Origin of the sequence: Roseovarius arcticus (assembly GCF_006125015.1) — a bacterium.
GTDB lineage: Bacteria > Pseudomonadota > Alphaproteobacteria > Rhodobacterales > Rhodobacteraceae > Roseovarius > Roseovarius arcticus.
On the sequence record NZ_SZZN01000001.1, the window covers coordinates 1,218,434 to 1,244,298 of the forward strand.

Genomic DNA, 25,865 nt, shown 5'->3' on the forward strand with positions numbered 1-25,865 from the left:
CCCGCTATTATTGGCAGGCGATCAGATGATGAGAGCAGTGACGTCGTGCCGTCTCAGTCTGATCGGCCGCAGTTATTATTTATATCAGTTGGTAATCGGCGGCGTGCCTCCGGCCTTTATGCCGGGCATAACGCCGACGGGCGGCTCTGCATCCTCTTGCATCCGCAGCGGCAGGGGCATGTGCCCTTGTCCCTCCAGCGTGCCGGGCCTCGTGCCCACCGGATCGCCCAGACCCGCCCGCGCTGCACCTGAATGGTCCTGTCCGGGCACAACTAAAGGGCCCAATGTGTGCAGGTAAGCATCGGTGCCGCTGCTGCGGTCGTAGACGGAAAAATCGACCTCGCGGTCGCGAAAGCTCTTGAGGACTTGGCCCAGCCCCTTCATGCCGCGCTCGCGCTGGCGGCGCACATAGCTGAGGTCGACCTCAATGGGAAACATGTCCTCCTGTCCCGCCGACTGGTGCAATACTGTCGAGGTTGGGTCAATCACGCATGATTTGCCCACACCGCCGGCACCAAGGCCATTCACATCAATGACATAGCACTGGAACTGCGCGGCAGTGGCGCGGGCAATCGACAGCTCTGCCTCGCGGTCGGTCGTGCCGGTCAGGACCGGATGCAGTAACACCTCGACGCCCTGCGAGGTCAGTTGGCGCGTCGTTTCGGGAAACCACATGTCATAGCAGATCGAGAGGCCAAAACGCCCCACATCGGGCACATCGAACACGCAAAAACCCGTGCCCGCCTCAACGCCCGCTTCATAGGGGCGAAATGGGAACATCTTGCGATAGTTGCACACAACTTCGCCCGCGGGATTGATCACCGAGGAGGTGTTATAGATGCGCCCGTCCTCGGCCGTCTCAAACATCGAGCCGGGGATCAGCCAGACGTTATGGCGGCGCGCTGCCTCGCAGAACCGATCAACGGTTTCATTCCGCAGCGGCAGCGAAAACTTGGTCAGCGGCCCGAATGGCGCCAGCTCGGAAAACAGCACCATCTGCGTCCAGGGAAAGCGCGTCATCAGCAGGTCAAGCCTGTGGATCATCCCATCGACATTGGATTGCAGCGCGTTCACGTACATCTGAACACCTGCGATTGCGAATGGCGTCATAGAGAGCATTTTTCCTTAGGAATGCATGCGGGTTCGGCCACCATACGACAGGTATTTGCTAAATAACAACAGGGGAGGAGGCGTGCCACAAGCGATTACGCAGCGTCAATCATGTGCGCACCGGGTCGGGCAAGTCAATAAAAGCTGGCTGGGGTGGTAGGATTCGAACCTACGATACACGGTACCAAAAACCGATGCCTTACCGCTTGGCTACACCCCAACGTGGCGTGGGTGTTACTCCGGAGTGCATTGGGGCGCAAGGCCGAATGGCGAAAAATTCTGGTGAATTTGGGGATTGGTTTTCCGGATCATGTGCTTGGCTTGTCGCGGTTGTAGGCATTGGACGGGGCAGGCGGCAGAATAAAGGCGGGATCAGTCCAGAATTTCGTCCGCGCCCACACCCCAGATCGCGGTTTTCTGCACCCAGCCCCCGTAGCCGCCGACCTTTAGCTCGCACCAGTCTATCCCGCATTCCTCGATCCGGGCAATCACGCCCAGTTCCAGTTGTGCGGTGGTCATCGTGTTGAGGTCGGGCGAAGTGTGCATTTGCAGCATGTCCTGCTCGACGATGGCGGTGCGCACGCCCGATAACAGCGAATAGTGCATCCAGCCGCCTGCGCCGTCGCGGTCGCGCACGCGGCGCCAGTGGCCATGCTCGGCGGTGATTTCCAGCGGGGTATCGCGCCGCTTGAATATCCAGTCGATCCGGTGGGTCCGGCTGGGTCCGCGCCGCACGTTACCCTCAGCGGCCTTTAGCGAGACAAAGCGGGGGATGGGCAGGTTCGTCACCGGCCCCCGCACCTGCAAAGTTGGCGGCTGCGCAGCCTCTTGCACCGTCTCTTGCGCAGTGACGGCAAAGGGAAGCGCGGCGACCAACGCCAGCGCATATGCAAAGGGGGATCTTCTGCCCATATCGCTATTTCTGCCTCATCCGGTCTGCGGAGTTCTTGTGCCCCGCCCGTTCCTGCGCCACCATGGCACCAAAGCGCAACATATGAAAGATCAAGGAGGCGCCCCATGCCATCAGAACGCCTGAGTGTTGTCGTGACGCGCCGCCTGCCGGCGCCCGTCGAGGCGCGACTAAGCGAATTGTTCAACGCCCATCTGCGCCCCGACGACACGCCAATGACCCGCGATGAGCTGGTCGAGGCCGCGCGCGGCGCCGACGTGCTGGTGCCGACGCTGTCCGACCGGATCGACGCAGGTCTGATCGGGCAGGCGGGCGACCGGCTGAAATTGATCGCAAATTATGGCGCGGGCGTTGACCATATCGACGTGGCCACGGCGCGACAGCGCGGCATACTGGTGTCCAACACACCGGGCGTGTCTGCGGACGATACTGCCGATATGGCGATGGCGCTGATCCTCGCCACATTGCGGCGCATCCCCGAGGGGCTTGCGATGATGCAATCAGGGGAATGGGCCGGCTGGTCGCCGACGGCCCTGATGGGCGGGCGCGTGTCAGGCCGGCGTCTGGGAATACTTGGCCTTGGACGGATCGGACAGGCGGTAGCGCGGCGCGCGGCGGCCTTTGGCATGCAGGTACACTACCACAATCGCAAGCGCCTGCGGTCCGAGATTGAGGAGACATTGGGGGCCACCTATTGGGAGAGCCTCGACCAGATGGTCGCGCGGATGGACGTGATTTCGGTTAACTGCCCGCACACGCCGTCGACCTTTCACCTGATGAATGCACGCAGGTTAAAGCTGATGAAGCCGGAAGCGGTGATTGTGAACACCTCGCGCGGCGAAGTGATCGACCAAAACGCGCTAACGCGGATGCTGCGCGCGGGCGACATCGCGGGCGCGGGTCTCGACGTTTATGAGGATGCCGCCAACCCGCGCCTGCGCGAGATGAAGAACGTGGTTTTGCTGCCTCATATGGGTTCGGCCACGCATGAGGGCCGCGTCGAGATGGGCGAAAAAGTGCTGCTGAACATCAAGACATGGGCAGATGGCCACCGCCCGCCCGATCAAGTCGTTCCGGCGATGCTGTAGGATGCGCGCGCTTTTCCTCGCTCTGATGTTCGCGGCTTCGGGCGCAGCCGCCCAGCAGGCTGCCGACGCAGTTGCGCCGGAGGTGGGTGCGTTTCAGGTCGGCGAGGCAGTCGCGCCTGTGACGGCCGAAAACTGGATGGTCGTCGCGGCCCATCCATTGGCAAGCAAGGCAGGCGCACGCGTTTTGCGGCAGGGCGGCACGGCCGCCGACGCCATGATCGCCGTGCAGCTCGTGCTGGGTCTTGTTGAGCCGCAAAGCTCAGGCCTTGGCGGCGGCGCGTTTTTGGTCTGGTGGGACGCGGCGGCGCAGACGCTGACCACCCTCGACGCGCGTGAAACGGCGCCGCAGGGCGCGACGCCGCTGCTGTTTCAAAATGCCGCCGGGCAGCCAATGGACTTCTTTGACGCCGTCGTCGGGGGCCGCTCGGTGGGGGTGCCCGGCACGCCGATGCTGCTGGGCGAGGCGCATGCGCGCTGGGGACGGCTGGACTGGGCGGACCTCTTTGAAGAGGCGCACGATCATGCGACGAACGGCTTTGCCGTCAGCCCGCGCATGGCCGCCTCCATCGCTGCCAATGCAGACACCCTAGACCGTTTTACCGCCACGCGGGATTACTATTTTCCGCAAGGCCGCGCGCTCAGGGAAGGGGATACGCTGAAAAATCCGGCCTACGCCCAGACGCTTGCGACCATTGCGCAAAACGGACCCGCGCCGTTCTATATTGGCGATATCGCGCGCCAGATCGTCCGCGCTGTGCAAACTGCGCCGGGCAATCCTGGCACGCTCGATCTGCTCGATCTGGCGCTTTACGCGGTCAAGGAAAGGCCCGCCGTTTGCGCTTCTTATCGTGCCTATGAGGTTTGCGGCATGGGGCCGCCATCCTCGGGCGCGATCGCCGTAGGCCAGACGCTGGGCGCCTTGGAGGCGTACGATCTGGCTGCATATGGTCCGCAATCGCCGGATGCGCGGCGGCTGATTGGCGATGCCAGCCGCCTCGCCTTTGCCGACAGGGGGCGCTATGTCGCCGATGCCGATTTTGTGCCTGTCCCGGTCGAAGGTATGCTCGATCCCGCCTATTTGGCTGCCCGCGGTGCGCTGCTGGGCGGCGATGCCGCACTGGAGAATACTGATCCCGGCCAGCCAAAATTCGACCACGCGCTGAACTGGGCGGATGACATTGCAGTGGAGGCGCCCTCGACCTCGCATATCTCCATCGTTGACAGCTACGGCAACGCACTGTCGATGACGACGACCATTGAGAACGCCTTCGGCTCGCGTGTCATGGCGGCTGGTTTTATGCTGAATAATGAGCTGACTGATTTCAGCTTTGCCAGTCACGAAAATGGCGTGCCCATCGCCAACGCGGTCGCGCCGGGCAAGCGGCCGCGCTCGTCCATGGCGCCAACGATTGTTCTAAAGGATGGCGCGCCTCGCCTCGTATTGGGCAGCCCCGGCGGCAGCCGCATCATTCCCTACGTCGCAAACGCGATCATCGGATATGTTGATTGGGGCATGGACGCGCAGGCAATCACGGCGATGCCGCATCTGGTAAATCGCTTTGGCACCTATGATCTGGAGGAGGGGACAGACGCCGAGGCGCTGGCCCAACCCCTCCGCGATATGGGCTATGAGGTAGAGTTGCGCGGCCTGAATTCGGGCCTTCATGCGATAGCTATCGGGGATGCCCTGACAGGCGGCGCCGATCCGCGCCGCGAGGGGCTGGCCATCGGCGAATAACCCGTTGCCGCCAAAGCGCCGCGACCGCATCGCGAAAATGCCAAGGTTGCCGCCTAGCGTGACGCGCAAACGCACATACCAGCGGGAGCGCATGCATGAACTATTTCGCCATCGGATTTGGCGCGGTTGCCCTCACGGCGGTCGGGGCTATCGACTATGCCAATCAGGCGAATGCGGCGGGCGAGGCGGCGGGGCGATTCTCGGCGGGCGCGTATGTCGCAACCTACGGCGCGCGCATCACTGGTGTGCGCGAGGCGCGCGCCGATGCTGCCGCCGCCAAGGTGCAGGCATCACTGCGCAAGGCCGGCGCGCGCCCCTATCTGCCAGGCGCGCCTGCTGGCTGGACCCGGCGCGCATGGCTGGACGGCAATAATAGCGCGGTCCTCGTCCCGGTGGCCGATAACATGCCAGAAAACACGCCCGACCTGCTCAAGAATATGGCCGCCAAGAGTGCCAAGTCAGCTGAGGAGCGCCGCGACGATGAAACGTGGGTCTACCAGCAAGGGGACCGCATCATTGCCTTGCGCGCCAAGTATACGCCGCGCGATGACGCGCGCAATCTGGCAGGCGTGGTGGCCGATACTCTTGCGGCGACTGCCTTTGTACCCAGCACCGGCTGGGCGGTAATCGGCGGCGTGGCATTCGCTGAAACCTCTGCCAAGCTGGGCGATGCGGGCGCTCCCTTCATTTCGCAGGCTGGTACGCCCTTTCATGCCTATGAGGCCCCCATCGGCCTGCACGATGCAGTGCAGCTAAGCGTGTTAAGCAACGCGGGGGAGGATGATCTGCGTGCCGTTCTGGGCGCGATTGACTATAATGGGTTGAACGCGCTACTCAGTTATCCCCTCGTCCATATTGGTTTGAATGCGCCTGATATTCCGCTGGAGGCGCAGCCGCAGATGGCAGATCTCATGCTAAAGATGCACAGTGACCTGAGGGCGCGCCGCAGCGTTGAGGCGCAGGCTTGGCTGCAGCGCGCTGCGACGCCTGAAAACGCGATGAAGATGATGATGAACGAGCTTGCTACGGGTTGGGGGGCGGGCGGTATTCCGCAGCTGGATCCCGGCGCCGCGTCCGGATCTATGCAAGAGACAGACGAACCCGCGCAGGCCAGCGCATCCGGCGACGTGCCCAGCAGCAAAAGTGTCGTAGATTTCGCCGCCTCCCTCTTTGGCGGTGGCGAGGACCCCGCAGAACGAGAACCTGCACCCAAGCCAAAACGCCTGATGTTGTCTGGCGGCTCTAGCTGCCTTGCCGGATCGGCAGGAAAGTTCTGCCGCGACTGACATACACCCCTTGGCCTTTGCCCGCGAACGCGCGAGGATGCGCGCCGGTGACGCATTGGGGCAGAATTAGATGGGGCAGGTACGCACGCACTTGATCGGCAGGGCCGCGCTATGTGCGTTTTGCCTTGTGCTGGCTGCGTGCGCGCGCCCATTGACGCAAAACGAGCGCCAATTTGCCGCCGACATCATTGGCCCGACGCTGGATGTGGACGCAGTGCGCATCGCCAATGGCTTTGCGGCGCTGCCGCCTGCGCCTGCTGAGCCCGATCTATCGGACCTCTACCCTGTCACGGATGAAAACACCGTTACCGGCCTCTGTGCGCGCGCCGCGCCCGAGCCGCGAAGTGGCCCGCCCCCCGGCTGGGCGCTATGGAACCGCGTGCATTTCAGCCGCGAATTTTATCGCGCCGATCTCGCGCTGGAATGGCCGCGCGCTGCGCGCTTCCCTCAGGCGTTGGTGCTGGCGCATGAACTGGTTCATGTCTGGCAATGGCAACAGCGCGCCAGCACTGGCTATCGCCCCACGCGTGCTGCGCTGGAAAGTATGATGAACATGGACCCCTATTTTTACGTCCCAGACGCGGATGCCACATTCCTCAAGTTCGGCTATGAACAGCAGGCGGCGCTGCTGGAGGACTACCTCTGCCACGCGCTATATGACCCTGCTGCCCCCCGCCGGGCCGAGCTGCGGCCGTTGCTCGCGCCCTACTTCCCGCTGGACCGGCTGGATGCGGCACTCGGCCACTGACGCCGCGCTTGTCGGTTTTGCATGGCGATTGGTCGGATGGGCTGCGCGCCATATGGGGAAACTGATAGAACCGGAGGCAACGAATGCCCATCGGAGTCGCATCGCATGAAAACTAAAGTCAAAGCTCTTGTCGTCGGCGGCGGTGCCGTAGGCACGTCCATCGCATACCATCTGGCCAAGGCCGGCTGGGACGACGTCATGCTGCTGGAACGGGACGAGTTGACATCAGGCTCCACATGGCACGCGGCTGGCCTCTTGCCCTACTTCAACATGAGCTATGCGACGACCCACATCCACGACTATTCGATCAAGTACTACAAGACGCTGGAGGAGGAGACGGGCCTGAACGCAGGCTTTGCGGTGGTCGGCAACCTGCGCATGGCACAGACGGACGAGCGGATGGACGAATACCGCCTCTATGCGTCGACAGCCGAGACTTGCGGCGTGCCCTACGAGTGGATGACCCCCGACCAGATCAAGGCGAAATGGCCGCTGATCCGCACGGACGATCTGAAAGGCGCGATCTACCACCAGACCGACGGCTACATTAACCCCGCCGACGTTACCATGGCGATGGCCAAGGGCGCACGCCAGCGCGGCGTGATGATAGAGCGGAAATGGCAGGCAGACGCGTTCCACTGGACCGGCGATGCATGGGAAGTAACGGCGACCAAGATGATCGAAAAGGGCGGCAATCTGGTGCCCTCAGATGAGCAGATCGTCATCACCGCCGAGCATGTCGTGACGGCATCAGGCAACCACGCGCAGCGCACCGCGAAAATGTTGGGGATCAAGATGCCAGCCATCCCGGTCGAGCATCAGTTCATCGTGATGGACAGCGATCCGGCGCTGGTCGCCTTTCGCAAGGACGGCAACCCCGAGCATCCCGTCATCCGCGACGCCGACGCCCAAAGCTATGTCCGCGAGGAGCGGGGTGGCTGGATCCTGGGCGTTTACGAGCCGAACGCGCCTGCGCGGTTTGAGCATGGCGTGCCGGACAGCTTCCGCGCGGATCTGTTCCAGCTGGATCTGGACCGGATCGAAGACCAGTATATGGCGATGAACCACCGCATCCCAAGTTGCGAGGAATGCGGCCTGAAGGACGATTTCAACGGCCCGATCTGCTATACCCCCGATGGCAATCCGCTGGTCGGCCCCGCGCCGGGACTGCGCAACATGTGGCTGGCCGAAGGCTTCAGCTTTGGTATTACGGCGGCGGGCGGCACCGGCTATTACCTCGCCCAGTTGATGGTAGATGGCGAGGCCGAGATCGACATGGCGAGCCTTGATCCTAAGCGCTACTCATCAAATTGGATGACCACCGAGTTCGCCGCGCGCAAGAACGAGGAATGCTACGAGCACGTCTATATCCTGCACCACCCAGATGAGGAGCGTCCCGCCTGTCGCCCCCTGCGCACAGCGCCGGCCTACGAGCGGCAAAAGGCGCGCGGCGCGCAGTTCGGCTTCGTCAACGGTTGGGAGCGGCCCAACTACTTTGGCCCCCTCGATGCGCCTGATAACTTTGACCACGACGCCCGCAGTTTCCGCCGGGGCGGCTGGTGGCAGCACGCTGTGGACGAGGCGACGGCAATCCGCGAGGGCGCCGGGCTGATCGACGCGACCGCATTCTCAAAGCATGTCGTCAAAGGACCGGGCGCGACCGCGTTTCTTAATTGGTTTACCTGCAACAAGCTGCCCAAAGTGGGCCGAATCAATCTGACCTACGCGCTGACCGCCCATGGTACAACGCGCACGGAATACACCATCGTCCGCAATGGCGAGAATAACTATTACCTCGTCTCGGCAGGTGCATGGACGGAATACGATGCTGATTTCCTGCGAAAGGCCGCCGAGGATAAGATGGAGGAGTTCGGTTATATCGAGATTCAGGACGTCACCACCCAGTGGGGTGTTTTCGCCATCGCCGGGCCAAAATCGCGCGACGTGCTGAAATCTGTGATCGTCGACGCTGATCCTGAAACGGCTCTCTCGAACAAGCGTTTTCCGTGGCTGACCGCCCGCCAGATCGAACTGGGCATGTGCCCTGTCAATGCCATCCGCGTCGCCTATACAGGCGAGCTGGGATGGGAACTGCATCACCCGATGGAGATGCAGAACTACCTCTTTGACTTGCTGGAAAAGGCAGGCGAACCGCACGGCATGAAACTGGTCGGCGCCCGCGCGCAAAACTGGCTACGGCAAGAGAAATCCTACCGCGCGTTTGGCAACGAGCTGGGCCGCGACGCGACCCCGCTGGAGGCCGATCTGCCGCGGTTCGTTGATCTGGAGAAGGATTTTCACGGCAAGGACAAACTGGTGGAGACGGGTGTGCGCGCCAAATGCTGCACCTTCCTGATCGACGGGCCGGATGATGCCGACCCTTGGGGCCGCGAAGTGCTGTATACGGAAAGCGGCGAGCGCGTTGGCCGCCTCACCTCGGGCGGCTATTCGGTCGCCTTCGGCAAGAGCATCGGCATGGGCTATATCAAACCCGAACTGGTGGTGCCGGGCACGGTGCTGAAGGTCAAGATTATGCACAAGCTCTGGGACGCCACTGTGACCGAGGACAGCCCGTATGATCCGAAGAACGAGACTATTCGCAAGGATGGCTAAAGCGCGCCCCGGTTTCATACCAGCGATACTTCTTATTGCTGCGCTGTCTATCAGCGCAGCAGTTTTTCATACCAAGAATCCCATAGCGCGCGGAGCTGAAGGTTATGCCGCCTCCATCGCTACGGTTAGCGCTGCGACATATGTGACCCTACGCACGCTCAATGCGATACTTTCAACCGCGCAGGAGGTCGAAGTTGGCGCGTCTGTCGGTGTTTCGGGCAGTTTGCAGCCAGGAAAGATCCTGGAACCCGTAGACGACACCATTGAACGCATAGCGTCGGCGGTGTTCACCCTCATGCTGGTGTCTGGCGTTTTGGCCATCGCCATGGGGCCTATTGGCGCAATAGGAGCGGGAATGATTGCTTTGGCCTGCCTTTTTTGGCTAGTGGGTCAGCATGAAAGAGTGCTTTCCACTGCACGCAAACTTGGCGTTTATGGTGCATTTCTTACGCTAGGTCTGCCGCTCTGTCTGATTGCTTCGGATTTGTTGGCCGTCCCGCTGACGGGCTCGGTGTTAGTTCAGCATCAGTCTGTCGTAGATGCCATTGTTGCTGACGTTCCGAACTCTGCTTCCGATAGTTTCGAGATGAGCGTTGATGATGACCGTTGGTTTGACGGGCTGCGTGATACGTTCAGCGCAGGGTCTGATTATCTTGCCAAAGGCCAAAGGTTTCTTGCTCAAGCAAACAACATCATGAGTAACGCCGACACGCTCATTACAAGCTACCTATCAATTTTGGCTGTACTCATCTTTCGCATTTTTCTTTTGCCGATACTTCTCGTCGCCGCTGTCTGGCTCGTCGCGCGCAGTTTTGCGCGATCTTAAGATTAATGCAGGCTTGGTAGGTGTTTGCTCAGATTTCCGACCTGCGCAGGCTGCAGCATTTCAATCACCCGCCCTTCATATACGGCATCAGCACCACTTCGCTGTCCGGCTTCACCTCAGTGAACCAAGAATTGCGGTAGACCAGCCCGTCGACCGCGAGCGATACCCCGCGGTCGATCTGTGGTTTCAACGCCGGATACTTTGCGGCAAGCGCGTCCAGCAATTCCTTGAAATTGCTGGCCTCAACCTCGACCGTCTCTTGCCCCTCCGCCAGATCGCGCAGCGAGCCCCAGAGTTTCACCGACACCATTGCTTTAGCCCTTTGTCATGACCGCCTTGAGGATCTTGGGTGGCGACATAGGCAAATCGTGCAGGCGAACACCGATAGCCCGGCCGACCGCGTTCGACAGCGCGGCTAGGGGCGGCACGATCGGCGTCTCGCCCACGCCGCGCACGCCGTAGGGGTGGCCGGGGTTGGGGATTTCCAAAATAACGGTGTCGATATTCGGCAGATCAGACGCAACCGGGACGCGATAGTCGAGGAAGCCCGCGTTTTGCAGGCGGCCATCCTCGCCATAGATGTATTCCTCATTCAGCGCCCAGCCGATGCCTTGGACTGCGCCGCCTTGCATCTGGCCCTCGACATAGTCGGGATGCACGGCCTTGCCTGCGTCCTGAAATACCGTGTAGCGCAGCACTTTCGTCGCGCCTGTCTCGGGGTCGACCTCCACATCGGCCAGATGTACGCCAAAACTGACGCCAGCGCCCTCGGCGTTCACCTCGTGATGGCCGGCAATCGGCCCGCCGGTTTCCGACGAGATTGCGGCGATCTCGGCCAGCGTCATTGGCTCAAAATCACCCGCGTTTGGCCCGGAGGGTTTGGCTGCGCCGTCCTCCCATACTACGGCATCTTCGTCGATGCCCCAGATTTTGGCCACACGCCCGCACATCACGCGGATCGCGGCGCGCGCCGCCTTGATCGTGGCGAGGCCCACAGCAAAGGTCACGCGGCTGCCGTCGGTCACGTCGTTTTGGCCCAGCGAGTTTGTGTCGGTGATGATCGTGCGGACCTTTTCATAGGCAACGCCCAGCTCCTCGGCTGCCATCATCGAAATTGACGCGCGGCTGCCGCCGATATCGGGGTTGCCCTCGGTCACGCTGACTGTGCCGTCGCTGTTGATGGCCAGTGACACGCTGGTATTGCCGCCGAAGTTGAACCAGAACCCGCAGCTCAGGCCGCGGCCTTGGTTTTCGCCCAGAGGCGCGCGGTAGTGATCGTGCACTTTTGCGGCCTCCAGCGTTGCCAGCAGGCCGATCTGGTCAAAGGTTGGCCCGTAGGACGATTTCGTGCCGGCATCTGCGGCGTTCAGGATCCGCACGTCCAGCGGGTCGAGGTCCAACTGCTGGCAGAGCTCGTCCACGACGCTCTCGACGGCATAGATCGCCATCGGCGCGCCGGGCGCGCGATAGGCAGCCTCTTTGGGCCGGTTGGTCAACGCATTCCAGCCTTGGGTGCGCACAGCCTTCAGGTCGTAGGCTGCGAACGCGGCTTGCGCGCCCATATCGACCGTCCCGCAAGGGAACGCGCCGCCCTGATAGCGCAGCTTGGCCTCAGCAGCCGTGATGCGGCCATCCTTGGTCATGCCGATGCGCACATCCATCGACGACGACACTGTTGGGCCGGTGGCGCGGAACACGTCGACGCGGCTCATCACGATCTTGACCGGGCGGCCCGCTTTGCGGCTTAGCGCCAGCGCGACGGGCTCAATAAAGACAGTCGTCTTGCCGCCAAATCCGCCGCCGATTTCCGACGCGGTGACGCGCAGTTGGCTGCCCTCGATGCCCAGGATCCCGGAGCAGAGATCGCGAACGAAGTACTGCCCTTGCGTAGTGCACCAAAGGTCAGCCTTGTCGTCATTGCCGTAGGAGGCGACGCAGGCATGCGGCTCGATATAGCCTTGGTGCGTGGCGGCAGTGGTAAAGCTGCGCTCAAGGATCAAGTCGGCCTTGCCGAAGCCGGCCTCCAGATCGCCGTGCCCGAACTCGCAATAATGCGTCACGTTAGGGCCGCAGCCTGCTGGCACGGATTCGTCTGCGCGGGCCTCTTGGACCACAGGCGCGTCCGACTTCATCGCCTCGTCCACGTCGGTCACGTGGGGCAGGGGCGTATAATCCACCTTGATCAATTTCAGCGCGGCCTTGGCTGTTGCCATATCCTTGGCCGCGACGGCGGCGACGGCGTGCCCGTCATACAGCACCTTGCCCCGCGCAAGGCAGTTGTCCTGCACGTCGCGCAAGCTTTGGTCCTCTGGCACGCCCAGATCGGCGGAAGTCACAATTGCCTTGACGCCGGGCAGGGCCGCAGCCGCGCTCGTGTCGATTCTGTTGATCGTCGCATGCGCATGCGGGCTGCGCAGGATCAGGCCCACCTGCATCCCCGGTACGTTCAAATCCGCACCATAAAGCGCGCGACCAGTGACCTTGTCCACGCCATCGGGGCGCGGGACTCGGGTGCCGACGACTTTGAAGTTAGCCTTTGTATTGGATTGAAAGTTCATGTCATGCGCCTCTCATGTCGGCGGCTGCGATCTGAACAGCCTTGATGATCTTGTCATATCCGGTGCAACGGCACAGGTTTCCGGCCAGCCAATACCGGATCTCGGTATCGGTAGGGTCCGGGTTACGCTCTAGCAGGTTTTTCGCCGCCACCAGGATGCCCGGTGTGCAGATGCCGCATTGCAGGGCGGCGTGATCGATAAACGCCTGCTGCAGCGGGTGCAGCGCCTCGCCAATGGCCATGCCCTCGACCGTCTTGATCTGGGCATCCTGCGCCTCTGCCCCCAGCACGAGGCAGGAGCAGACCAGCCGTCCATCCATTTCGACAGTACAGGCACCGCAATCGCCGGTGCCGCAGCCTTCCTTGGCGCCGCTAAGCCCAAGGCGGTTGCGCAGCGCGTCCAGCAGCGTTTCTTCGGGCGCGCAGACGAATTCGGCTTCATCACCATTAAGAGTGGTTGATACGTGGATGTTTTTCATGCCTTTTCTCCGGTCGCATTCTCTTGGGCGCGGTCCATCGCGATGCGCGCCGCGCGTTTGGCCAAAACGCCCACGACTGTGGTGCGAAATTCAACTGTGCCGCGTTTGTCGTCTATGGGGCTGGCTGCTGCCTCGCAGGCGCGTATCAGCGCGGCAATTGCCGGATCCTCCAGCTTGGAGCCTATGATGGCATCCGCCGCATCCAGAACCAGCACGACCCTTGGCCCAACCGCGCCGAGGGCGACGCGGGCGGATTTGATCGTCCCGTCACCTGCAAGTTCAATGTTCACTCCGGCAGAGGCGACGGCGATGTCCATTTCCGTGCGCGGGATAAATCGCAAATAGGCATCGGAGGCCGCCTTGGGCCGCGCAGGCAGAAAGATCGAGCTGACAAATTCGCCCTTGCCGAGGACCGTCTTGCCGGGGCCGGTCACGAATTCTTCGACAGGGCAATCGCGTGCGCCCTTCGGCCCCTCGATCCGCGCCACTGCGGCAGCGGCGATCATTGCGGGAACAGAGTCGGCGGCGGGGCCACCATTGCAAAGGTTACCCGCCATGGTGCAGCGCCCTTGGATCTGGGTCGAGCCGATCAACTCGCACGCCTCGACCACACCGGGCCACATCGCGCGGGCGCCCTCATGCTCGCCCAGGAGCTGGCCGGATACCGCCGCGCCGATGCGCAGGCCGCCGTCTTCGGAAGTGATGTCGGCAATGCCCTCCAGATGCTTGATATCAACAATCATTTCCGGCTCAATCATGCCGGAGCGCATCTGCACAAGCAGGTCGGTGCCGCCGCCCAGGATACGGGCGGCGCCCTCGTTCCGGGCGAGGATGTCTGATGCCTCGGCTGCTGTGCTGGGTTTCATGTATTGCATAGGACGCTCCATGGCTTGCGGGCAGTTGGGTGGCGCGGCGCAGATGCGGCGGCCAGAAACGGCGTTGGCTGGCAAATCTACATTGAGTAAACCTTAATCAGCGCGCGCCCGCAATGCGCTGTGGCGTGAAATCGCGATCAAATTGACGCGCGCAGCCTGCGCATTTCAAGGGTTGCAGGCCGCGCCCGGCAGGGGCAGGTTGCCGCGCAGAAGCTGGTTGCCAAGGCACTTGGCAATGTCGCGGTATATCTGGGGCGGAGGCACGCATGAACGATCTGTGGGACGGCCTCGCTCAGGCGTTTTGGCTGATTGTGTCATTTGACGCGGGTCTCTACGAAATTGCATGGCGAAGCCTTCAGGTGACGGGCGCGGCGCTGCTCATTGCCTGCATTATCGCCCTGCCGCTCGCCGCGTTGCTTGCTGTGCAGCGCTTTCGCCTGCGGCGCGGGACGATCGCGGTGCTAAACGCTCTGATGGGACTTCCACCTGTTGTCGTTGGCCTCGTTGTCTACGTGCTTTTGTCGCGGTCCGGTCCGTTCGGTGTGCTGGGCCTTTTGTTCACGCCCACTGCGATGATCATCGCGCAGGTCGTCATCATCGTGCCGTTGATCGCGTCCATCGCGCACCAATCCCTGCGCGATCTATGGGCCGAATACCACGATCTGCTGATTTCGATGAACGCCACGCGCGCGCAGCGTATCGCGACCCTTCTGATGGATGGGCGGCGCGCGTTGCTCACCGCCGCTCTGGCCGGATTTGGCCGCGGCGTGGGCGAGGTGGGCGCGATTATGATCGTCGGCGGCAATATCGACCACGCGACGCGTGTGATGACAACTGCCATTGCGCTGGAGACGGGCAAGGGCAATTTCGCGCTCGCGCTTGGCCTTGGCTTTATCCTGATAGCGTTGTCGGTGACGATCAATCTGGCGATCCACGCGCTTAGCCGTACCGAAACGGGGGGCCGGTGGTGAGCGCGCTGTTACCCCTGACGCTGGCTGGCGCGGCCGTGCATAGGCGCGGCAAGCGCCTGATCGGGCCGATCAATCTGGTGTTGGACGGGCAGGGGATCACCGCCGTGATTGGCCCCAACGGTGCGGGCAAATCGACCCTGCTCAAGGCCCTGCATGGGCTGGAGCGGCTGAGCGCTGGCAGCATTTCATGGGCCTGCCCGCGCGACGACGCGCTGCACCGCCAAGCATTTGTGTTTCAGTCGCCTGTGATGCTGCGCCGCTCGGTGCTGGACAATCTGGCCTATCCGCTGCGCCTGAATGGCACACCCCGCAGCACCGCGCGCGATGCGGCCGCAGGGTGGTGCACGCGCATCGGCCTTGCCGGGATGGAGGGGCGCGCCGCAGCCGTCCTATCTGGCGGCGAAAAGCAAAAGCTGGCCCTGGCGCGCGCGATGATCACCGCGCCTGATCTGCTTTTTCTGGATGAGCCGTCGGCCTCATTGGATGGCCGGGCCACGCGCGAGATCGAGGCGCTTTTGAGGCTTGCAACCGATGGGGGAACCCGTATCGTCATGGCGACGCACGACATGGGGCAGGCCCGTCGCCTGGCCCGTAATGTGGTGTTCCTGCGCGGCGGAATGATCCACGAACAGGGCGCTGCGCCCGAGTTTTTCGATGCCCCCACCACGGACGCCGCCAAGGCGTTTCTGGCAGGCGACATCGTCGACTAAAACCCGAAAACGCAATTCAAAGGACGATCCAAATGCGTAACCTCACCCTAGCCATAGCCCTTGGCCTGTCTGCCGCCGCCGCACAGGCCGAAGAAATGAAAATGGCTGTCACGACCAGCTTTCACAATTCCGGCCTTGCCGAAGTGCTGCTGCCCGAGATCAAGCAAGACACCGGCATCGACGTACAACTTTTGGTCGTCGGGACAGGTCAGGCGATCAAGCTGGGCGAGACAGGCGATGTCGACGCGATCCTCGTCCACGCAAAGGCCGCCGAGGAGGCGTTTGTCGCTGCAGGTCACGGCACGCACCGCCGCGAGATCATGTATAATGATTTCGTCATTATCGGCCCTGACGCTGATCCAGCAGGCGTGCGCGAAGCTGATTCTGCGGCCGCCGCATTGACGGCGATTGAGCAGGCGGGCGCGCCTTTCGTCAGCCGCGGCGATGATAGCGGCACTCACAAAAAGGAACTGAGCCTCTGGAACGCCGCGGGGATTGACCCGGGTGCAGGCGCCGAATGGTACAAAGCTGCAGGCGCAGGTATGGGCGCCGCGCTGAACACGGCATCTGGCATGGGCGCCTACATCATGTCGGACCGTGCAAGCTGGCTGAATTTCGGCAACAAGGGCGATCTGGCGCTGCTCTTTGCGGGCGATCCGATACTGTTCAACCAGTATGCTTATCTCCCGGTTAACCCCGACAAAGGCGACTATATCAAGAGTGATCTGGCGGCTGAGCTGGAAGGCTGGCTAACCAGCGCACGCGCCAAGGCGCTCATCGACGGTTACCGGGTCGCGGGCGAGCAGCTTTTTACGTTCAATGCGCAGATGACCGATGCGTCAAAGGCGGCGGAATAAGCTGCATCAATCCCTGCGGAGGCTTCGTCAATAGCCTTCGCAGAACCCTTGCAGGCACTTAATCTGCGCCTGCTGTCAGCGATATGGGCGCAGCACCTGCTGCATCGCTGTAATCATTGCATCGCGCCGTACCAGCATATCTGCATGACCCTCATCGCCCGCCGCGTCGGCGGCGCCGGCAACGATCAGCGCAATCGTCTTATCATCTAGGTAGGGCTCGCCCATATCCTTCCACCAGCCATTAAACGTATCGCGAAAATGGTCGCAAAACGCTTGCAGCCCGCCCGGCCCCGCGCCCATGCTAAAGCACGCGGTTGGCCCCATCGCGGCCCACCTGAGGCCCGGCCCGGCCCACATCGCCTTGTCTATATCGCCGACACTGGCGACGCCTTCGACCGCCAGATGGATCGCCTCGCGCCAGACGGCGGCTTGCAGGCGGTTGGCCACGTGCCCCGGCACTTCCTTGTGGATGCGCACCGTCACCTTGCCGATGCTGTCGTAGAACGCGGCGGCGGCGTCCGCGATGCCGGGTCCGGTGCGGTCATTGCCCATGACCTCTACCAGCGGCACCAGATGCGGCGGGTTGAACGGATGGCCCAGAACCAGCGGGGCCGGATCGCGCCAGCCTTCCTGCATCTGGCCCAGCGTCAGGCCTGAGGCCGAACTGGCGACGATGGTGCCGGGGGTCAGCGCCGGTTCGATCTCGGCAAAGAGGGCGTGCTTGATCGCCACACGCTCTGGAACGCTCTCTTGGATAAACGCGGCGCTGCGCGCGGCGTCTGCGGCAGTGCTGTGAAATGTGATGGCATCGGGCGTGCCGTTTTCGGTCAGGCCCATCTGCGTCAAAGTGGGCCACGCCGTTTCGACATAGTCGCGCACGGTTTTCTCTGCCTCGGGCGACGGATCATAGACCGCGACCGAACGGCCTGAGGCTAAAAACAGCGCCGCCCAACTGGCGCCGATGACACCTGCGCCAATGCAGGCGGTGCGTTCGTATTTCATCAAAACAATCCCGGATTGAGGGGGGAGGCAGCCGTCATGCCGCCGTCCACGGTAAAGGACGCACCGCTAACGTATGCCGCCTGATCGGAGGCGAGCCATGATACCATATTTGCAATATCGCCGGGTGCGCCCATGCGGCCGACGGGGTGGCGGGCGAGGGCGTCGGCCTTGGCCGCCTGCGGATTATTCGCCAGTGCGAAGGCATCATCGGCCATTTCCGTCAATATCCAACCGGGCGCGATCGCATTGCAGCGCACATTCGGCCCGTGATCGACGGCGATGGAGCGGGTCAGACCATGCACGAAAGCCTTGGACGCATTATAGAGCGCCATTGACGGATCGGCAGCACTGGCCGAAATCGAGCCGATATTGACGATCACGCCGCCTGTTTTCTCCATCGCCGGCAGAACGGCGCGACACATGTTGAAAACGCCCCGGCAATTGGCGCCGATGACCAGATCCCAATCGGCGTCCGTGCTATCAGTTACTGTCTTTTCGACCTGCACGCCGGCGTTATTGACCAGCAGCGCCACCTCGCCCAGTTTCGCGGCCGCCGCGTTAATTTCAATCGCACCCGCCGGATCAGCAACGCTGGCCTGAACCCAATGCGCGCCCGCCGGAAAATCCGCACCATTCGCACTTCGCCCGCAGCCGACGACGGTATAACCATCAGCCATCAGGCGCTGCGTGATCGCGTGCCCGATGCCGCCCCCGGCGCCAGTAACGATAGCGACGCTCATAGCTTCATCTGCTGCACTTGGGCGCTCAGGCCGCCGTCCAGCACCCATAGCTGGCCGGACGCATACCGCGCCTCATCGCTGGCCAGCCAGTTAACCAGATTGGCGATGTCGTCAGGGGTGCCGTAGGCGCGCATTGGATGCACATCCCGCACGGCTTGCTGCAACTCGCCAATATCCTTGCCGCCGCCGCCCGACCCGTCGCCGGTAAAGAAGCTCTGCAGCATTGGCGTGTCGATATAGCCGGGGCAGATCGCGTTGACGCGGATGCCCTCAGGTCCGTGGTCGCAGGCCATCGCGCGGGTCAGCGCATGTACCGCGCCCTTGGTCGCGCAGTAGGCGGCAAGGCCCGGATCAGCGATAAAGCCGTCATAGCTGCCGAAATTTATCAGCGAGGCGGTGGTGCCGTTTTGCGCGGCCTCTCGCATCAGGGGCAGGGCGTATTTGCTGGTCAGAAACGTGCCGGTGACGTTAACGGCAAAGCTGCGGTTCCATTCTTCAAGGGTGGTATCCTCGATGGTTTTCTCAATCTCGATACCCGCAGCGTTAACCAAGATATCCAGCTTGTCCGCCTCAGTACTGACGCGGTGCATTGCGCTGCGCACCTCGTCCTCATTGCTGACGTCCAGCTTGATAAATTCCGCGTCGCCGCCAGGCGCATCCAGCGATCCGCCTTCACTCAGATCGGCTGCGTAAACGCGCGCGCCCTCAGCTAGAAACCGTGCGCAGATGGCGCGCCCGATGCCGCCGCGCCCGCCAGTGACGAGGGCCGTCTTGCCTTGCAGCTTCATGCGGCAACCTCGGCCGCGCGGGCGTAGGCGTCCAGTACCAGCCCGTGGAAATGATGCACCGCATGCTCGGATTTTCCCGATCCGGCGGGGTCATTGACGATCCGCCCTTGGGTAAAGGCTGGCGTACTCATCCCGCGCTGAACGCTCTCAACCAGTCCGATATCCTCGGGCTGCAGCACCTCGTCGATGTACCGCATCGCATCAATCTCCATCGCGTCAGGCTCGGGCGTTTCCAGATAAAAATCATACGTCTCAAGCGTGCGGTTCGGCCCCAGTGGGATCACATTCAGCACGATAATGCTGGACCGCCCCGGATACCGCATCAGGCAGGTCGTCGGCCATAGCCACCAGACAGCATGCGTTTTAACCGTCGCGTTCGATACGTCATAGGCACTGTTGGGCGAGGTGCCGGCCTCGGCCATGTGGGATGAATAAATGCCGTAGGTGGTGACCTTGTAGGTATCCATATCGACCAGATCGCAGAAGTCCTTGTGTGCGGTCGGGCAGTGATAGCATTCAAGGAAGTTGTCGACGACGTTCTTCCAGTTGGACTTGATGTCATAGGTCAAACGCTTGGCAAACGTCAGCCCGTCGATATCGGGTGCCCAATGGCGGATTTCAGTCTCTAGATCGCCGGTTTGGCTGGCCAATGACGGCGCCGCGCGGTCCAGATTAACATAGACAAAGCCGCAGAACTCCTCGACCTGCACCTCGTCGAGGCAAATTTCGGATGGGGTAAAATCCTCCAGATGCTCAGTCTCGGGCGCGCGGACAAGCTGGCCGTCCAGTTTATAGACCCACGCGTGGTAGGGGCACATGATGCGGGTCGTGTTGCCCTCGCCGCTAAGCAATTCATGCGCGCGATGTTTGCAGACGTTATAGAAGGCGCGCAGCGTACCTTCGCGGTCCCGCACGATAGCGATAGGCTGGCCCGCGACCTGCAAGGCGATGTAGCTGCCCGGGGCGCGCAGCTTTTCGACATGGCAGACCCACTGCCAATGCTTGGCCATGATTGCGCGCAGATCGGCGTCAAACCACTTGGCTTCTGTGTAGGCATCAGCGTTCAGCGATAGCGAGCGGTTGGTGTCGGCGTCATAGCCGCCGCGAATGGCGGCGAAATCGCTGGGTGAGGGGAACTGTGTCATGGCGGCGCTCCGGGGCATGGGATGGATCACGGTTAGCATGGCTGAGCGGCGCTGAGAATATGTGCATGGATCGCCGGGAGTTTAACGTGGATAGCCGCCGGGTGCCAATTGCAATCGCGCGCGGGCGGCTCATCTGGCGGGCTGCGCTGGCATTGCGCCTGACCGGCGCGCCCTAGCTGCTTTTGCGATGCATCGGCCACGCCCTAAACTCGAACGGCACGCGGCCCTCTACCCGGTCCGCGCTTGGCGGCAGGCCAAAGCGCGCGCGATAGGCCCGGCTGAAATGCACCTGACTGGCAAACCCCGATGCCACCGCCACCTGCGCCAAGGGAAGATCAGTCTGGGTGACAAGCCCGCGTGCGCGGTCCAGCCGGATGTCGCGGTAATAAAGCGCGGGTGTTTTGCGGACGTGGGCGGCAAAGAGGCGGTCTAGCTGGCGATGCGAGATGCCGACCTCGGCGCAGATCTGCGCTATAGGCAGGGGCGTTTCCAGATGTTTCTCCATCAGGGCGATGGCGCGTTTGACGGCGCCGGGCGCGGTGTTGCCGAGCGGCTCGACCGGGGCGTCATTCTGGGCGGTTCCTGGCGGGCGCACGGCACCGTGAAACAGATACCGCGCCGCACCATTTGCCGCCGCATCGCCGCGCGCCATGCGGATGATCTGCAGCGCAAAATCCATTGACGCCGCGCCCCCGGCACAGCTGATGCGATCACCGCCCAAGATATAGAGGTCCTCGCTCAGTATGCATTCCGGAAAACGCTCGGCAAAGGCATCCATATGCTCATAATGAACTGTTGCGCGCCGCCCATCCAATAGGCCCGCCTGCGCCAAAAGGAACGCGCCCGTGTCGATCCCGCCCAAGGTTGCGCCGCCCCGCGCCCATCGCCACAGCGCGCTAGAGAGTTGCGGGACAAAATGCGCCTCAGGTGTCCAACTGGACGAGACAATGACCATATCGCGCGCCGCGCCGCGCAGATCTGCCAGCGGCACGGTGTCGATGCACATCCCATTGCTGGCAAGGCATGCGCCGCCGGCCGCCGACGCAATGTCCCAAGTGAAATGCGCCGTGCCATCTAGATAGTTGGCCGCGCGGAACGGGTCGATAAAGCCTGCCGTCGCCGCCATATTGAAATGGGGCGTGACGATCAGGACCAGTTTTGTGGGCGGCGCGTCGGTTTTCACCATGCGCCCGAATGTCGGCTCATTCCACGCTCAGGGCAAGGCGCTATAGCAGGCTGGCCACGGGTGCGCCCGGTGCCATGTCCATGTCGCGGCGCAGTTGCGCACGCGCGCGGGCGAGGCGGGACATCACCGTATTGACCGGGCAGTCGGTCTGATCGGCCAGTGCGGCCGGGCTCGTCTCGCCCGCCATGACCAGCGTGATGAGGTCTGCTTGATCGTCGGGCAGGCGGGTGATGGCGACGCGCAGATCGGTGAGGGCCAGCATGGCGAACAACTCAGGCTGGATAGCTGGGCCGTCCTCATCCTCTAGCGGCAGGTGCGGGGCGCGGCGTAGGCCCTGCCGGAAAAGGTTGCGCATCGCGGCGCGGGCGTAGGCGCGCAGATCATCGACGGCCTCGACCTGCGCGCGCCGCCGCCACAGGCGCAGCAGCGTTTCCTGCGCCAGATCCTGCGCTTCGGCCTCGCTGGCGGCAAGGCGGCGTGCGAGGCGTATCAGATCGCCCTGCAACGCGCTGATGCATTGCGCGACGTCTGGGGCGATGTGCGATGTCGTGTCGGGCAGGGAATGGATCATTGGGCTGGCCTTGTGATCGGGTTGTATGCGGCCAACATTGGGCGGCGCGCGCGCCACTTCAATCGGGGGGTTTCCGCCGATTGTGCACGCGCACCCTTTTTGCGCGGTAGGGCGCCTGCCCGTGCAAGCCATATCGGCGATGCGCCGCCGCCTAACCCATTGGAGAGCCAAGGAAGGGACGCAAAGCTGCCCCATAGCGTCTTGTTAGGTGAAGCAGGCAATGACGCCTCTTCCAAAGATCGAAACCGCTACAGGAGAAATCAAATGACAAAATTCGTCGTACTGGCACTCGGAATGGGCGCACTGGCAACAACCGCATTCGCGGACATTTCGGCAATGGATACGAACGGTGATGGCCTGCTGACCATGGACGAGGTTCAGGCAGCCAACCCAGAGGTTACGGCAGATCAGTTCAGCCAGGTTGATATTAATGGTGATGGCGCCGTCGACGACGCCGAACTGACGGCCGCCCAAGAGGCGGGCCTGATGCCTGCAAGCGAAAGCTAATAATATGTGCGCGGCGGGGGCCATCCCCCGCTGCGCAATAGCATTTTCCCGGCCGCATATCTTTCTCCAGCGGACATTGCGGTTCGGGGAAAGGTAGCCGTGGGGCGGCCCCATCTGGGCCACGCCTCACGGCGCCAATTCCCCGCATGACACATATCGCAGATCCACTAGAACGGCCGACCGCGTTTATTGCTTGGGTGCCGCCCGCCGCACCATACCAAACAAATCGCGTGGATCATCGGGATCGGCCAGCAGGTCGAGTGGCTGGTGATAGTTCGTTCCCTTAATCTGGGCACGTACATATCGCAGCGCGCTGAAATCCTCGGTGGCAAATCCGACAGAGTCGAATAGCGTGATCTGCGCGTTCGACGTGCGCCCCTTGGCGGTCCCGGTCATCACCTGCCACAGCTCGGTCACAGGGAAATCCTCGGGCATTTGCTGAATCTCGCCCTCGATGCGGGTCTGGGGCGGGAATTCGACAAAGACGTCCGCGCGCTCCAAAATGGCGGGGGCCAGCTCGGTCTTGCCGGGGCAGTCGCCGCCGATAGCGTTGATATGCACGCCCGCGCCGACCATGTTGTCGGTCAAGATCGTCGCGTATTGCTTGTCCGCGGTGCAGGTCGTGATGATCTGCGCGCCTTCCATGCTTTCCTCAGCCGTATCGCATTCAACCACGTTCAGGCCCAGCCCGGCGAGGTTCTTGGCCGCCTTGGTGGTTGCCGCTTTGTCGATATCGTAAAGGCGCACATTTTTGATGCCCACGATCGCCTTCATCGCGAGGCTTTGGAATTCGGACTGCGCGCCGTTGCCGATCATCGCCATGGTGTCCGCGCCCTTCGGGGCCAGATACTTCGCCACCAAGGCCGAGGTCGCAGCCGTGCGCAGTGCGGTCAGGATTGTCATTTCGCTCAGCAGCACCGGGTATCCGTTGCCGACATTCGCCAAGAGGCCAAAGGCCGTGACAGTCTGAAGCCCCTGCTTGGTATTGCTGGGATGCCCGTTCACATACTTAAATCCGTAGACCTCGCCATCGGAGGTCGGCATCAACTCGATCACGCCCTCTTCTGAGTGGCTGGCAACGCGGGGCGTCTTGTCAAACAGCTCCCAGCGTTTGAAATCCTCTTCGATATAGGTGGCGAGGCCGACCAGCATCTCTTCGATACCGATATGGTGGATCAGCTTCATCATGTTGTCGACGCTGACAAACGGCACGTAGGCCTTGTCGGAGGGGGATGGTTTGCTCATTTCGGTGCCTTTTCAGGATTGGATTTGCGTTTGGCAAGGTGCAGGCCAGCGATCATGCAGCGGACGGACCCTCCGGCGCTTTCGATTGTGGGGATGTCCAGCGCGATGATGCGGGACGAGCGCTCAATCACCGCGATCTGCTGCTTATCCAGCGCGGCCAGCGCGCGTGCGGACATGGCAGTCAACAGGCCGGTGGGTGTGCTGAGCTCTATGGCGTTGCCGGCGAACTCGGCGATCTGGGTGTGCGTCAGGTCGATGACGTCGCGGCCCGGCTCTGCCAGACGTTCTGCGATCTCGTGGCGGCGCGCGGTGTTTTCGATCATATCTAGGCTGACCATGGCAAAATGCGTACCGATCGCCATGATGACATTGGTATGATAGACGGGCGCGCCGTCCTCGTCCACGGCGTCGAACACCATCGGCTCATATCCGAAGTTTGTGCAAAACCGCTCTAGCAAAATCGGATCGGCGCGGTGCGATCGGGCGACATAGGCGATGCGCCCGATATGGTCGATCACCATCGCGCCAGTGCCCTCTAGCGCCATTCCGTCCTGCTCCAGCCCCGAATAATCGGTGACGACTTGCACGCGGTACTCATCTTTTAGCATCTCGATCACGTCGCTGCGCCGTTCGCGGCGGCGACTGGGCACGAACATCGGATAAATCGCGACATGCCCGCCCGGATGGGTGGAAAACCAGTTGTTCGGAAATATCGCGTCGGGGGTATCGTCCCGCTGGTCCTGAAACACATGCACGCCCACGCCCTGATCGCGCAGCTGCGCCACCGCGCCGTCGAATTCAGCGCAGGCGTTGGCTGCGACCTCTTCGGGCGTGTGGCCGGGTAGGGACTGAAACCTATTGTCGGCGGCAGTCTCGGGGTTTGGGTGAAACCCGTTGGGACGGATCATCACCACGCTGGAAGGGGCCTGAACGGTCATGTAAAGGCCCGCGTCGGGCGGTCAAATACGCGGCGCCCAAGGGCCGATGCGGCCAGATCGACCATCACCTGCGCAGTGCGGCCCCGGTCATCCAGAAACGGGTTCAACTCAACCAGATCGAGCGAGGTCATGAGGCCGCTGTCGCAGATCATCTCCATCGCCAGATGCCCCTCGCGCATTGTCGCGCCGCCCGGAACGGTGGTGCCGACGGCGGGGGCAATACTGGGGTCGAGGAAATCGACATCCAGCGAGACGTGAAGCATCCCATTGGCGGCCTTCACATCGGCGAGGAAACCGGCGAGGGGCTGCGCGATGCCCGTCTCATCGATGCTACGCATGTCGTGATAGCGCACGTTCGTCGCCTGCATTGCGTCGCGCTCGCCCGGATCGACCGAGCGTAGACCCAGCAGGCAGATATTGTCGTGCGGAATGGGGTGCGCAACCTCTGGAAACCCGTGAAAGCCGTCGCGGCCCGTCACATACCCAAGCGGCGCGCCGTGCAGATTGCCCGACGCCGTGCTTTGGGGGGTGTGAAAGTCGGTATGCGCATCCAGCCACAGCACAAACAGCGGGCGCTTCGCCTTGGCCGCATGGTTCGCCGCGCCAAGCACGGAGCCAAGCGCGAGGCCGTGATCGCCGCCAAGAAAGATCGGCAAACCGCGCGGCAGCGCCTCTTCGGCGGCGCGGGCCAGTGCGGATGTCCAGCCGATCATTTCGGACGGGGCATAAAGGTGATCTGGCAGATCGCTGTGCGCCTCGGCCGCATCAGGGGCGACGTTGCCAATATCGACCACGTCATGGCCCAGATCGGCCAGTGCGGGGCCAATACCCGCGACGCGGTAGGCGTCCGGGCCCATCAGGCAACCCTGCCGACGCTTGCCACTGTCCATCGGCACGCCGATCAAAATGCAGGTCTTGGCGGTCATGTCGTTCTCCCATTTGAATTCCGGTGCAGTGTGTTGCGCAAATGGGGCG

The 25,865-nt window shown here is 62.3% G+C and carries 25 protein-coding genes and 1 tRNA gene; 10 read left to right on the forward strand and 16 right to left on the reverse strand.

The window, feature by feature from the left end; genetic code table 11:
• Positions 1-84 precede the first annotated feature (84 nt).
• The 3 genes from MK6180000_RS05750 to MK6180000_RS05760 form a co-directional block, all read right to left on the reverse strand.
• Positions 85-1,110: a carbon-nitrogen hydrolase family protein gene (locus MK6180000_RS05750; RefSeq protein ID WP_138933868.1), complete on the reverse strand. Its 1,026-nt coding sequence runs from the start codon at positions 1,108-1,110 to the stop codon at positions 85-87.
• Between the two features lie 145 nt (positions 1,111-1,255).
• Positions 1,256-1,330: transfer RNA gene (locus MK6180000_RS05755), tRNA-Gln, on the reverse strand.
• 152 nt (positions 1,331-1,482) lie between these two features.
• Complete coding sequence (locus MK6180000_RS05760; protein ID WP_138933869.1) at positions 1,483-2,022, reverse strand: SH3 domain-containing protein; 540 nt, start codon at positions 2,020-2,022, stop codon at positions 1,483-1,485.
• A 105-nt stretch (positions 2,023-2,127) separates the two neighbouring features.
• Here MK6180000_RS05760 and MK6180000_RS05765 point away from each other — a divergent pair, with 105 nt between their 5' ends.
• The 6 genes from MK6180000_RS05765 to MK6180000_RS05790 all read left to right on the forward strand — a co-directional run bounded on the left by MK6180000_RS05765 (position 2,128) and on the right by MK6180000_RS05790 (position 10,319).
• Positions 2,128-3,108 (forward strand): 2-hydroxyacid dehydrogenase, encoded by a 981-nt coding sequence (locus tag MK6180000_RS05765; RefSeq protein ID WP_138933870.1) that lies wholly within the window; start codon positions 2,128-2,130, stop codon positions 3,106-3,108.
• The gene (gene ggt, locus MK6180000_RS05770) at positions 3,065-4,846 is read left to right on the forward strand and encodes a gamma-glutamyltransferase (protein ID WP_425466824.1); all 1,782 of its coding nucleotides are present in this window, start codon (positions 3,065-3,067) and stop codon (positions 4,844-4,846) included. The genes MK6180000_RS05765 and ggt overlap by 44 nt, the downstream gene beginning before the upstream one ends.
• Positions 4,847-4,941: 95 nt before the next feature.
• Entirely contained in the window at positions 4,942-6,132 is a 1,191-nt protein-coding gene (locus tag MK6180000_RS05775; RefSeq protein WP_138933871.1) for a hypothetical protein, read from the forward strand.
• 70 nt (positions 6,133-6,202) lie between these two features.
• On the forward strand, positions 6,203-6,880 hold the full coding sequence (locus MK6180000_RS05780) for a hypothetical protein (protein ID WP_138933872.1): 678 nt from the start codon (positions 6,203-6,205) through the stop codon (positions 6,878-6,880).
• Between the two features lie 105 nt (positions 6,881-6,985).
• The gene (locus tag MK6180000_RS05785) at positions 6,986-9,493 is read left to right on the forward strand and encodes a GcvT family protein (protein ID WP_138933873.1); all 2,508 of its coding nucleotides are present in this window, start codon (positions 6,986-6,988) and stop codon (positions 9,491-9,493) included.
• Positions 9,486-10,319: a hypothetical protein gene (locus MK6180000_RS05790; RefSeq protein ID WP_138933874.1), complete on the forward strand. Its 834-nt coding sequence runs from the start codon at positions 9,486-9,488 to the stop codon at positions 10,317-10,319. The genes MK6180000_RS05785 and MK6180000_RS05790 overlap by 8 nt, the downstream gene beginning before the upstream one ends.
• 64 nt (positions 10,320-10,383) lie before the next feature.
• On the opposite strand, the gene MK6180000_RS05795 is transcribed toward MK6180000_RS05790, so the two are convergent.
• Genes MK6180000_RS05795 through MK6180000_RS05810 form a run of 4 tightly spaced genes read right to left on the reverse strand, consistent with a single transcriptional unit; the run spans position 10,384 to position 14,230 of the window.
• Entirely contained in the window at positions 10,384-10,629 is a 246-nt protein-coding gene (locus tag MK6180000_RS05795; RefSeq protein ID WP_138933875.1) for a MoaD/ThiS family protein, read from the reverse strand.
• A gap of 4 nt (positions 10,630-10,633) precedes the next feature.
• A complete protein-coding gene (locus tag MK6180000_RS05800) occupies positions 10,634-12,877 on the reverse strand; it encodes a xanthine dehydrogenase family protein molybdopterin-binding subunit (RefSeq protein ID WP_138933876.1) in 2,244 nt (747 codons plus the stop codon).
• Position 12,878: 1 nt separating this feature from the next.
• A complete protein-coding gene (locus MK6180000_RS05805) occupies positions 12,879-13,355 on the reverse strand; it encodes a (2Fe-2S)-binding protein (protein ID WP_138933877.1) in 477 nt (158 codons plus the stop codon).
• The gene (locus tag MK6180000_RS05810; RefSeq protein WP_138933878.1) at positions 13,352-14,230 is read right to left on the reverse strand and encodes an FAD binding domain-containing protein; all 879 of its coding nucleotides are present in this window, start codon (positions 14,228-14,230) and stop codon (positions 13,352-13,354) included. The genes MK6180000_RS05805 and MK6180000_RS05810 overlap by 4 nt, the downstream gene beginning before the upstream one ends.
• Positions 14,231-14,496: 266 nt before the next feature.
• Here MK6180000_RS05810 and MK6180000_RS05815 point away from each other — a divergent pair, with 266 nt between their 5' ends.
• From MK6180000_RS05815 to MK6180000_RS05825, 3 genes are read left to right on the forward strand one after another with little or no spacing between them, the layout of a single operon-like run.
• On the forward strand, positions 14,497-15,201 hold the full coding sequence (locus tag MK6180000_RS05815) for an ABC transporter permease (RefSeq protein WP_138933879.1): 705 nt from the start codon (positions 14,497-14,499) through the stop codon (positions 15,199-15,201).
• Positions 15,195-15,911, forward strand: coding sequence for an ATP-binding cassette domain-containing protein (locus MK6180000_RS05820; RefSeq protein WP_138933880.1), 717 nt, complete (start codon positions 15,195-15,197; stop codon positions 15,909-15,911). The genes MK6180000_RS05815 and MK6180000_RS05820 overlap by 7 nt, the downstream gene beginning before the upstream one ends.
• A 32-nt stretch (positions 15,912-15,943) precedes the next feature.
• Positions 15,944-16,768, forward strand: coding sequence for an ABC transporter substrate-binding protein (locus MK6180000_RS05825; protein ID WP_138933881.1), 825 nt, complete (start codon positions 15,944-15,946; stop codon positions 16,766-16,768).
• A gap of 75 nt (positions 16,769-16,843) precedes the next feature.
• Here the strand turns inward: MK6180000_RS05825 and MK6180000_RS05830 are convergent, their stop codons facing one another.
• From MK6180000_RS05830 to MK6180000_RS05855, 6 genes are all read right to left on the reverse strand, one after another.
• Positions 16,844-17,770: a 3-hydroxyacyl-CoA dehydrogenase NAD-binding domain-containing protein gene (locus MK6180000_RS05830; RefSeq protein WP_138933882.1), complete on the reverse strand. Its 927-nt coding sequence runs from the start codon at positions 17,768-17,770 to the stop codon at positions 16,844-16,846.
• Complete coding sequence (locus MK6180000_RS05835) at positions 17,770-18,510, reverse strand: SDR family NAD(P)-dependent oxidoreductase (RefSeq protein ID WP_138933883.1); 741 nt, start codon at positions 18,508-18,510, stop codon at positions 17,770-17,772. Before MK6180000_RS05835 ends, MK6180000_RS05830 begins: the two co-directional genes overlap by 1 nt.
• Positions 18,507-19,298 (reverse strand): SDR family NAD(P)-dependent oxidoreductase, encoded by a 792-nt coding sequence (locus MK6180000_RS05840; protein WP_138933884.1) that lies wholly within the window; start codon positions 19,296-19,298, stop codon positions 18,507-18,509. The genes MK6180000_RS05835 and MK6180000_RS05840 overlap by 4 nt, the downstream gene beginning before the upstream one ends.
• Positions 19,295-20,443: an aromatic ring-hydroxylating oxygenase subunit alpha gene (locus tag MK6180000_RS05845; RefSeq protein ID WP_138933885.1), complete on the reverse strand. Its 1,149-nt coding sequence runs from the start codon at positions 20,441-20,443 to the stop codon at positions 19,295-19,297. The genes MK6180000_RS05840 and MK6180000_RS05845 overlap by 4 nt, the downstream gene beginning before the upstream one ends.
• A 172-nt stretch (positions 20,444-20,615) precedes the next feature.
• A complete protein-coding gene (locus tag MK6180000_RS05850) occupies positions 20,616-21,629 on the reverse strand; it encodes a GlxA family transcriptional regulator (RefSeq protein WP_138933886.1) in 1,014 nt (337 codons plus the stop codon).
• Between the two features lie 40 nt (positions 21,630-21,669).
• Positions 21,670-22,200, reverse strand: coding sequence for an RNA polymerase sigma factor (locus MK6180000_RS05855; protein WP_171054557.1), 531 nt, complete (start codon positions 22,198-22,200; stop codon positions 21,670-21,672).
• Positions 22,201-22,464: 264 nt separating this feature from the next.
• Here MK6180000_RS05855 and MK6180000_RS05860 point away from each other — a divergent pair, with 264 nt between their 5' ends.
• Entirely contained in the window at positions 22,465-22,707 is a 243-nt protein-coding gene (locus MK6180000_RS05860; protein ID WP_138933888.1) for an EF-hand domain-containing protein, read from the forward strand.
• Between the two features lie 186 nt (positions 22,708-22,893).
• Here MK6180000_RS05860 and MK6180000_RS05865 read toward each other — a convergent pair whose 3' ends face one another.
• From MK6180000_RS05865 to rocF, 3 genes are read right to left on the reverse strand one after another with little or no spacing between them, the layout of a single operon-like run.
• On the reverse strand, positions 22,894-23,952 hold the full coding sequence (locus MK6180000_RS05865; RefSeq protein ID WP_138933889.1) for an ornithine cyclodeaminase: 1,059 nt from the start codon (positions 23,950-23,952) through the stop codon (positions 22,894-22,896).
• Positions 23,949-24,890, reverse strand: a complete 942-nt coding sequence (ctlX, locus tag MK6180000_RS05870) for a citrulline utilization hydrolase CtlX (RefSeq protein ID WP_138933890.1) — start codon at positions 24,888-24,890, stop codon at positions 23,949-23,951. The genes MK6180000_RS05865 and ctlX overlap by 4 nt, the downstream gene beginning before the upstream one ends.
• A complete protein-coding gene (gene rocF / locus MK6180000_RS05875) occupies positions 24,887-25,816 on the reverse strand; it encodes an arginase (protein ID WP_138933891.1) in 930 nt (309 codons plus the stop codon). Before rocF ends, ctlX begins: the two co-directional genes overlap by 4 nt.
• Positions 25,817-25,865 lie beyond the last annotated feature (49 nt).

What these genes read in the sequence shown, in the direction of transcription:
- MK6180000_RS05790 (WP_138933874.1), top strand. Translation starts at nt 9,486, where the DNA reads ATGGCTAAAGCGCGCCCCGGTTTCATACCAGCGATACTTCTTATTGCT.
- MK6180000_RS05850 (WP_138933886.1), bottom strand. Translation starts at nt 21,629, where the DNA reads ATGGTGAAAACCGACGCGCCGCCCACAAAACTGGTCCTGATCGTCACG.
- MK6180000_RS05845 (WP_138933885.1), bottom strand. Translation starts at nt 20,443, where the DNA reads ATGACACAGTTCCCCTCACCCAGCGATTTCGCCGCCATTCGCGGCGGC.
- rocF (WP_138933891.1), bottom strand. Translation starts at nt 25,816, where the DNA reads ATGACCGCCAAGACCTGCATTTTGATCGGCGTGCCGATGGACAGTGGC.
- MK6180000_RS05795 (WP_138933875.1), bottom strand. Translation starts at nt 10,629, where the DNA reads ATGGTGTCGGTGAAACTCTGGGGCTCGCTGCGCGATCTGGCGGAGGGG.
- ctlX (WP_138933890.1), bottom strand. Translation starts at nt 24,890, where the DNA reads ATGACCGTTCAGGCCCCTTCCAGCGTGGTGATGATCCGTCCCAACGGG.
- MK6180000_RS05800 (WP_138933876.1), bottom strand. Translation starts at nt 12,877, where the DNA reads ATGAACTTTCAATCCAATACAAAGGCTAACTTCAAAGTCGTCGGCACC.
- MK6180000_RS05765 (WP_138933870.1), top strand. Translation starts at nt 2,128, where the DNA reads ATGCCATCAGAACGCCTGAGTGTTGTCGTGACGCGCCGCCTGCCGGCG.
- MK6180000_RS05855 (WP_171054557.1), bottom strand. Translation starts at nt 22,200, where the DNA reads ATGATCCATTCCCTGCCCGACACGACATCGCACATCGCCCCAGACGTC.
- MK6180000_RS05775 (WP_138933871.1), top strand. Translation starts at nt 4,942, where the DNA reads ATGAACTATTTCGCCATCGGATTTGGCGCGGTTGCCCTCACGGCGGTC.
- MK6180000_RS05840 (WP_138933884.1), bottom strand. Translation starts at nt 19,298, where the DNA reads ATGAAGCTGCAAGGCAAGACGGCCCTCGTCACTGGCGGGCGCGGCGGC.
- MK6180000_RS05835 (WP_138933883.1), bottom strand. Translation starts at nt 18,510, where the DNA reads ATGAGCGTCGCTATCGTTACTGGCGCCGGGGGCGGCATCGGGCACGCG.
- MK6180000_RS05865 (WP_138933889.1), bottom strand. Translation starts at nt 23,952, where the DNA reads ATGAGCAAACCATCCCCCTCCGACAAGGCCTACGTGCCGTTTGTCAGC.
- MK6180000_RS05815 (WP_138933879.1), top strand. Translation starts at nt 14,497, where the DNA reads ATGAACGATCTGTGGGACGGCCTCGCTCAGGCGTTTTGGCTGATTGTG.
- ggt (WP_425466824.1), top strand. Translation starts at nt 3,065, where the DNA reads ATGGCCACCGCCCGCCCGATCAAGTCGTTCCGGCGATGCTGTAGGATG.
- MK6180000_RS05750 (WP_138933868.1), bottom strand. Translation starts at nt 1,110, where the DNA reads ATGACGCCATTCGCAATCGCAGGTGTTCAGATGTACGTGAACGCGCTG.
- MK6180000_RS05785 (WP_138933873.1), top strand. Translation starts at nt 6,986, where the DNA reads ATGAAAACTAAAGTCAAAGCTCTTGTCGTCGGCGGCGGTGCCGTAGGC.
- MK6180000_RS05760 (WP_138933869.1), bottom strand. Translation starts at nt 2,022, where the DNA reads ATGGGCAGAAGATCCCCCTTTGCATATGCGCTGGCGTTGGTCGCCGCG.
- MK6180000_RS05830 (WP_138933882.1), bottom strand. Translation starts at nt 17,770, where the DNA reads ATGAAATACGAACGCACCGCCTGCATTGGCGCAGGTGTCATCGGCGCC.
- MK6180000_RS05780 (WP_138933872.1), top strand. Translation starts at nt 6,203, where the DNA reads ATGGGGCAGGTACGCACGCACTTGATCGGCAGGGCCGCGCTATGTGCG.
- MK6180000_RS05825 (WP_138933881.1), top strand. Translation starts at nt 15,944, where the DNA reads ATGCGTAACCTCACCCTAGCCATAGCCCTTGGCCTGTCTGCCGCCGCC.
- MK6180000_RS05805 (WP_138933877.1), bottom strand. Translation starts at nt 13,355, where the DNA reads ATGAAAAACATCCACGTATCAACCACTCTTAATGGTGATGAAGCCGAA.
- MK6180000_RS05810 (WP_138933878.1), bottom strand. Translation starts at nt 14,230, where the DNA reads ATGCAATACATGAAACCCAGCACAGCAGCCGAGGCATCAGACATCCTC.
- MK6180000_RS05860 (WP_138933888.1), top strand. Translation starts at nt 22,465, where the DNA reads ATGACAAAATTCGTCGTACTGGCACTCGGAATGGGCGCACTGGCAACA.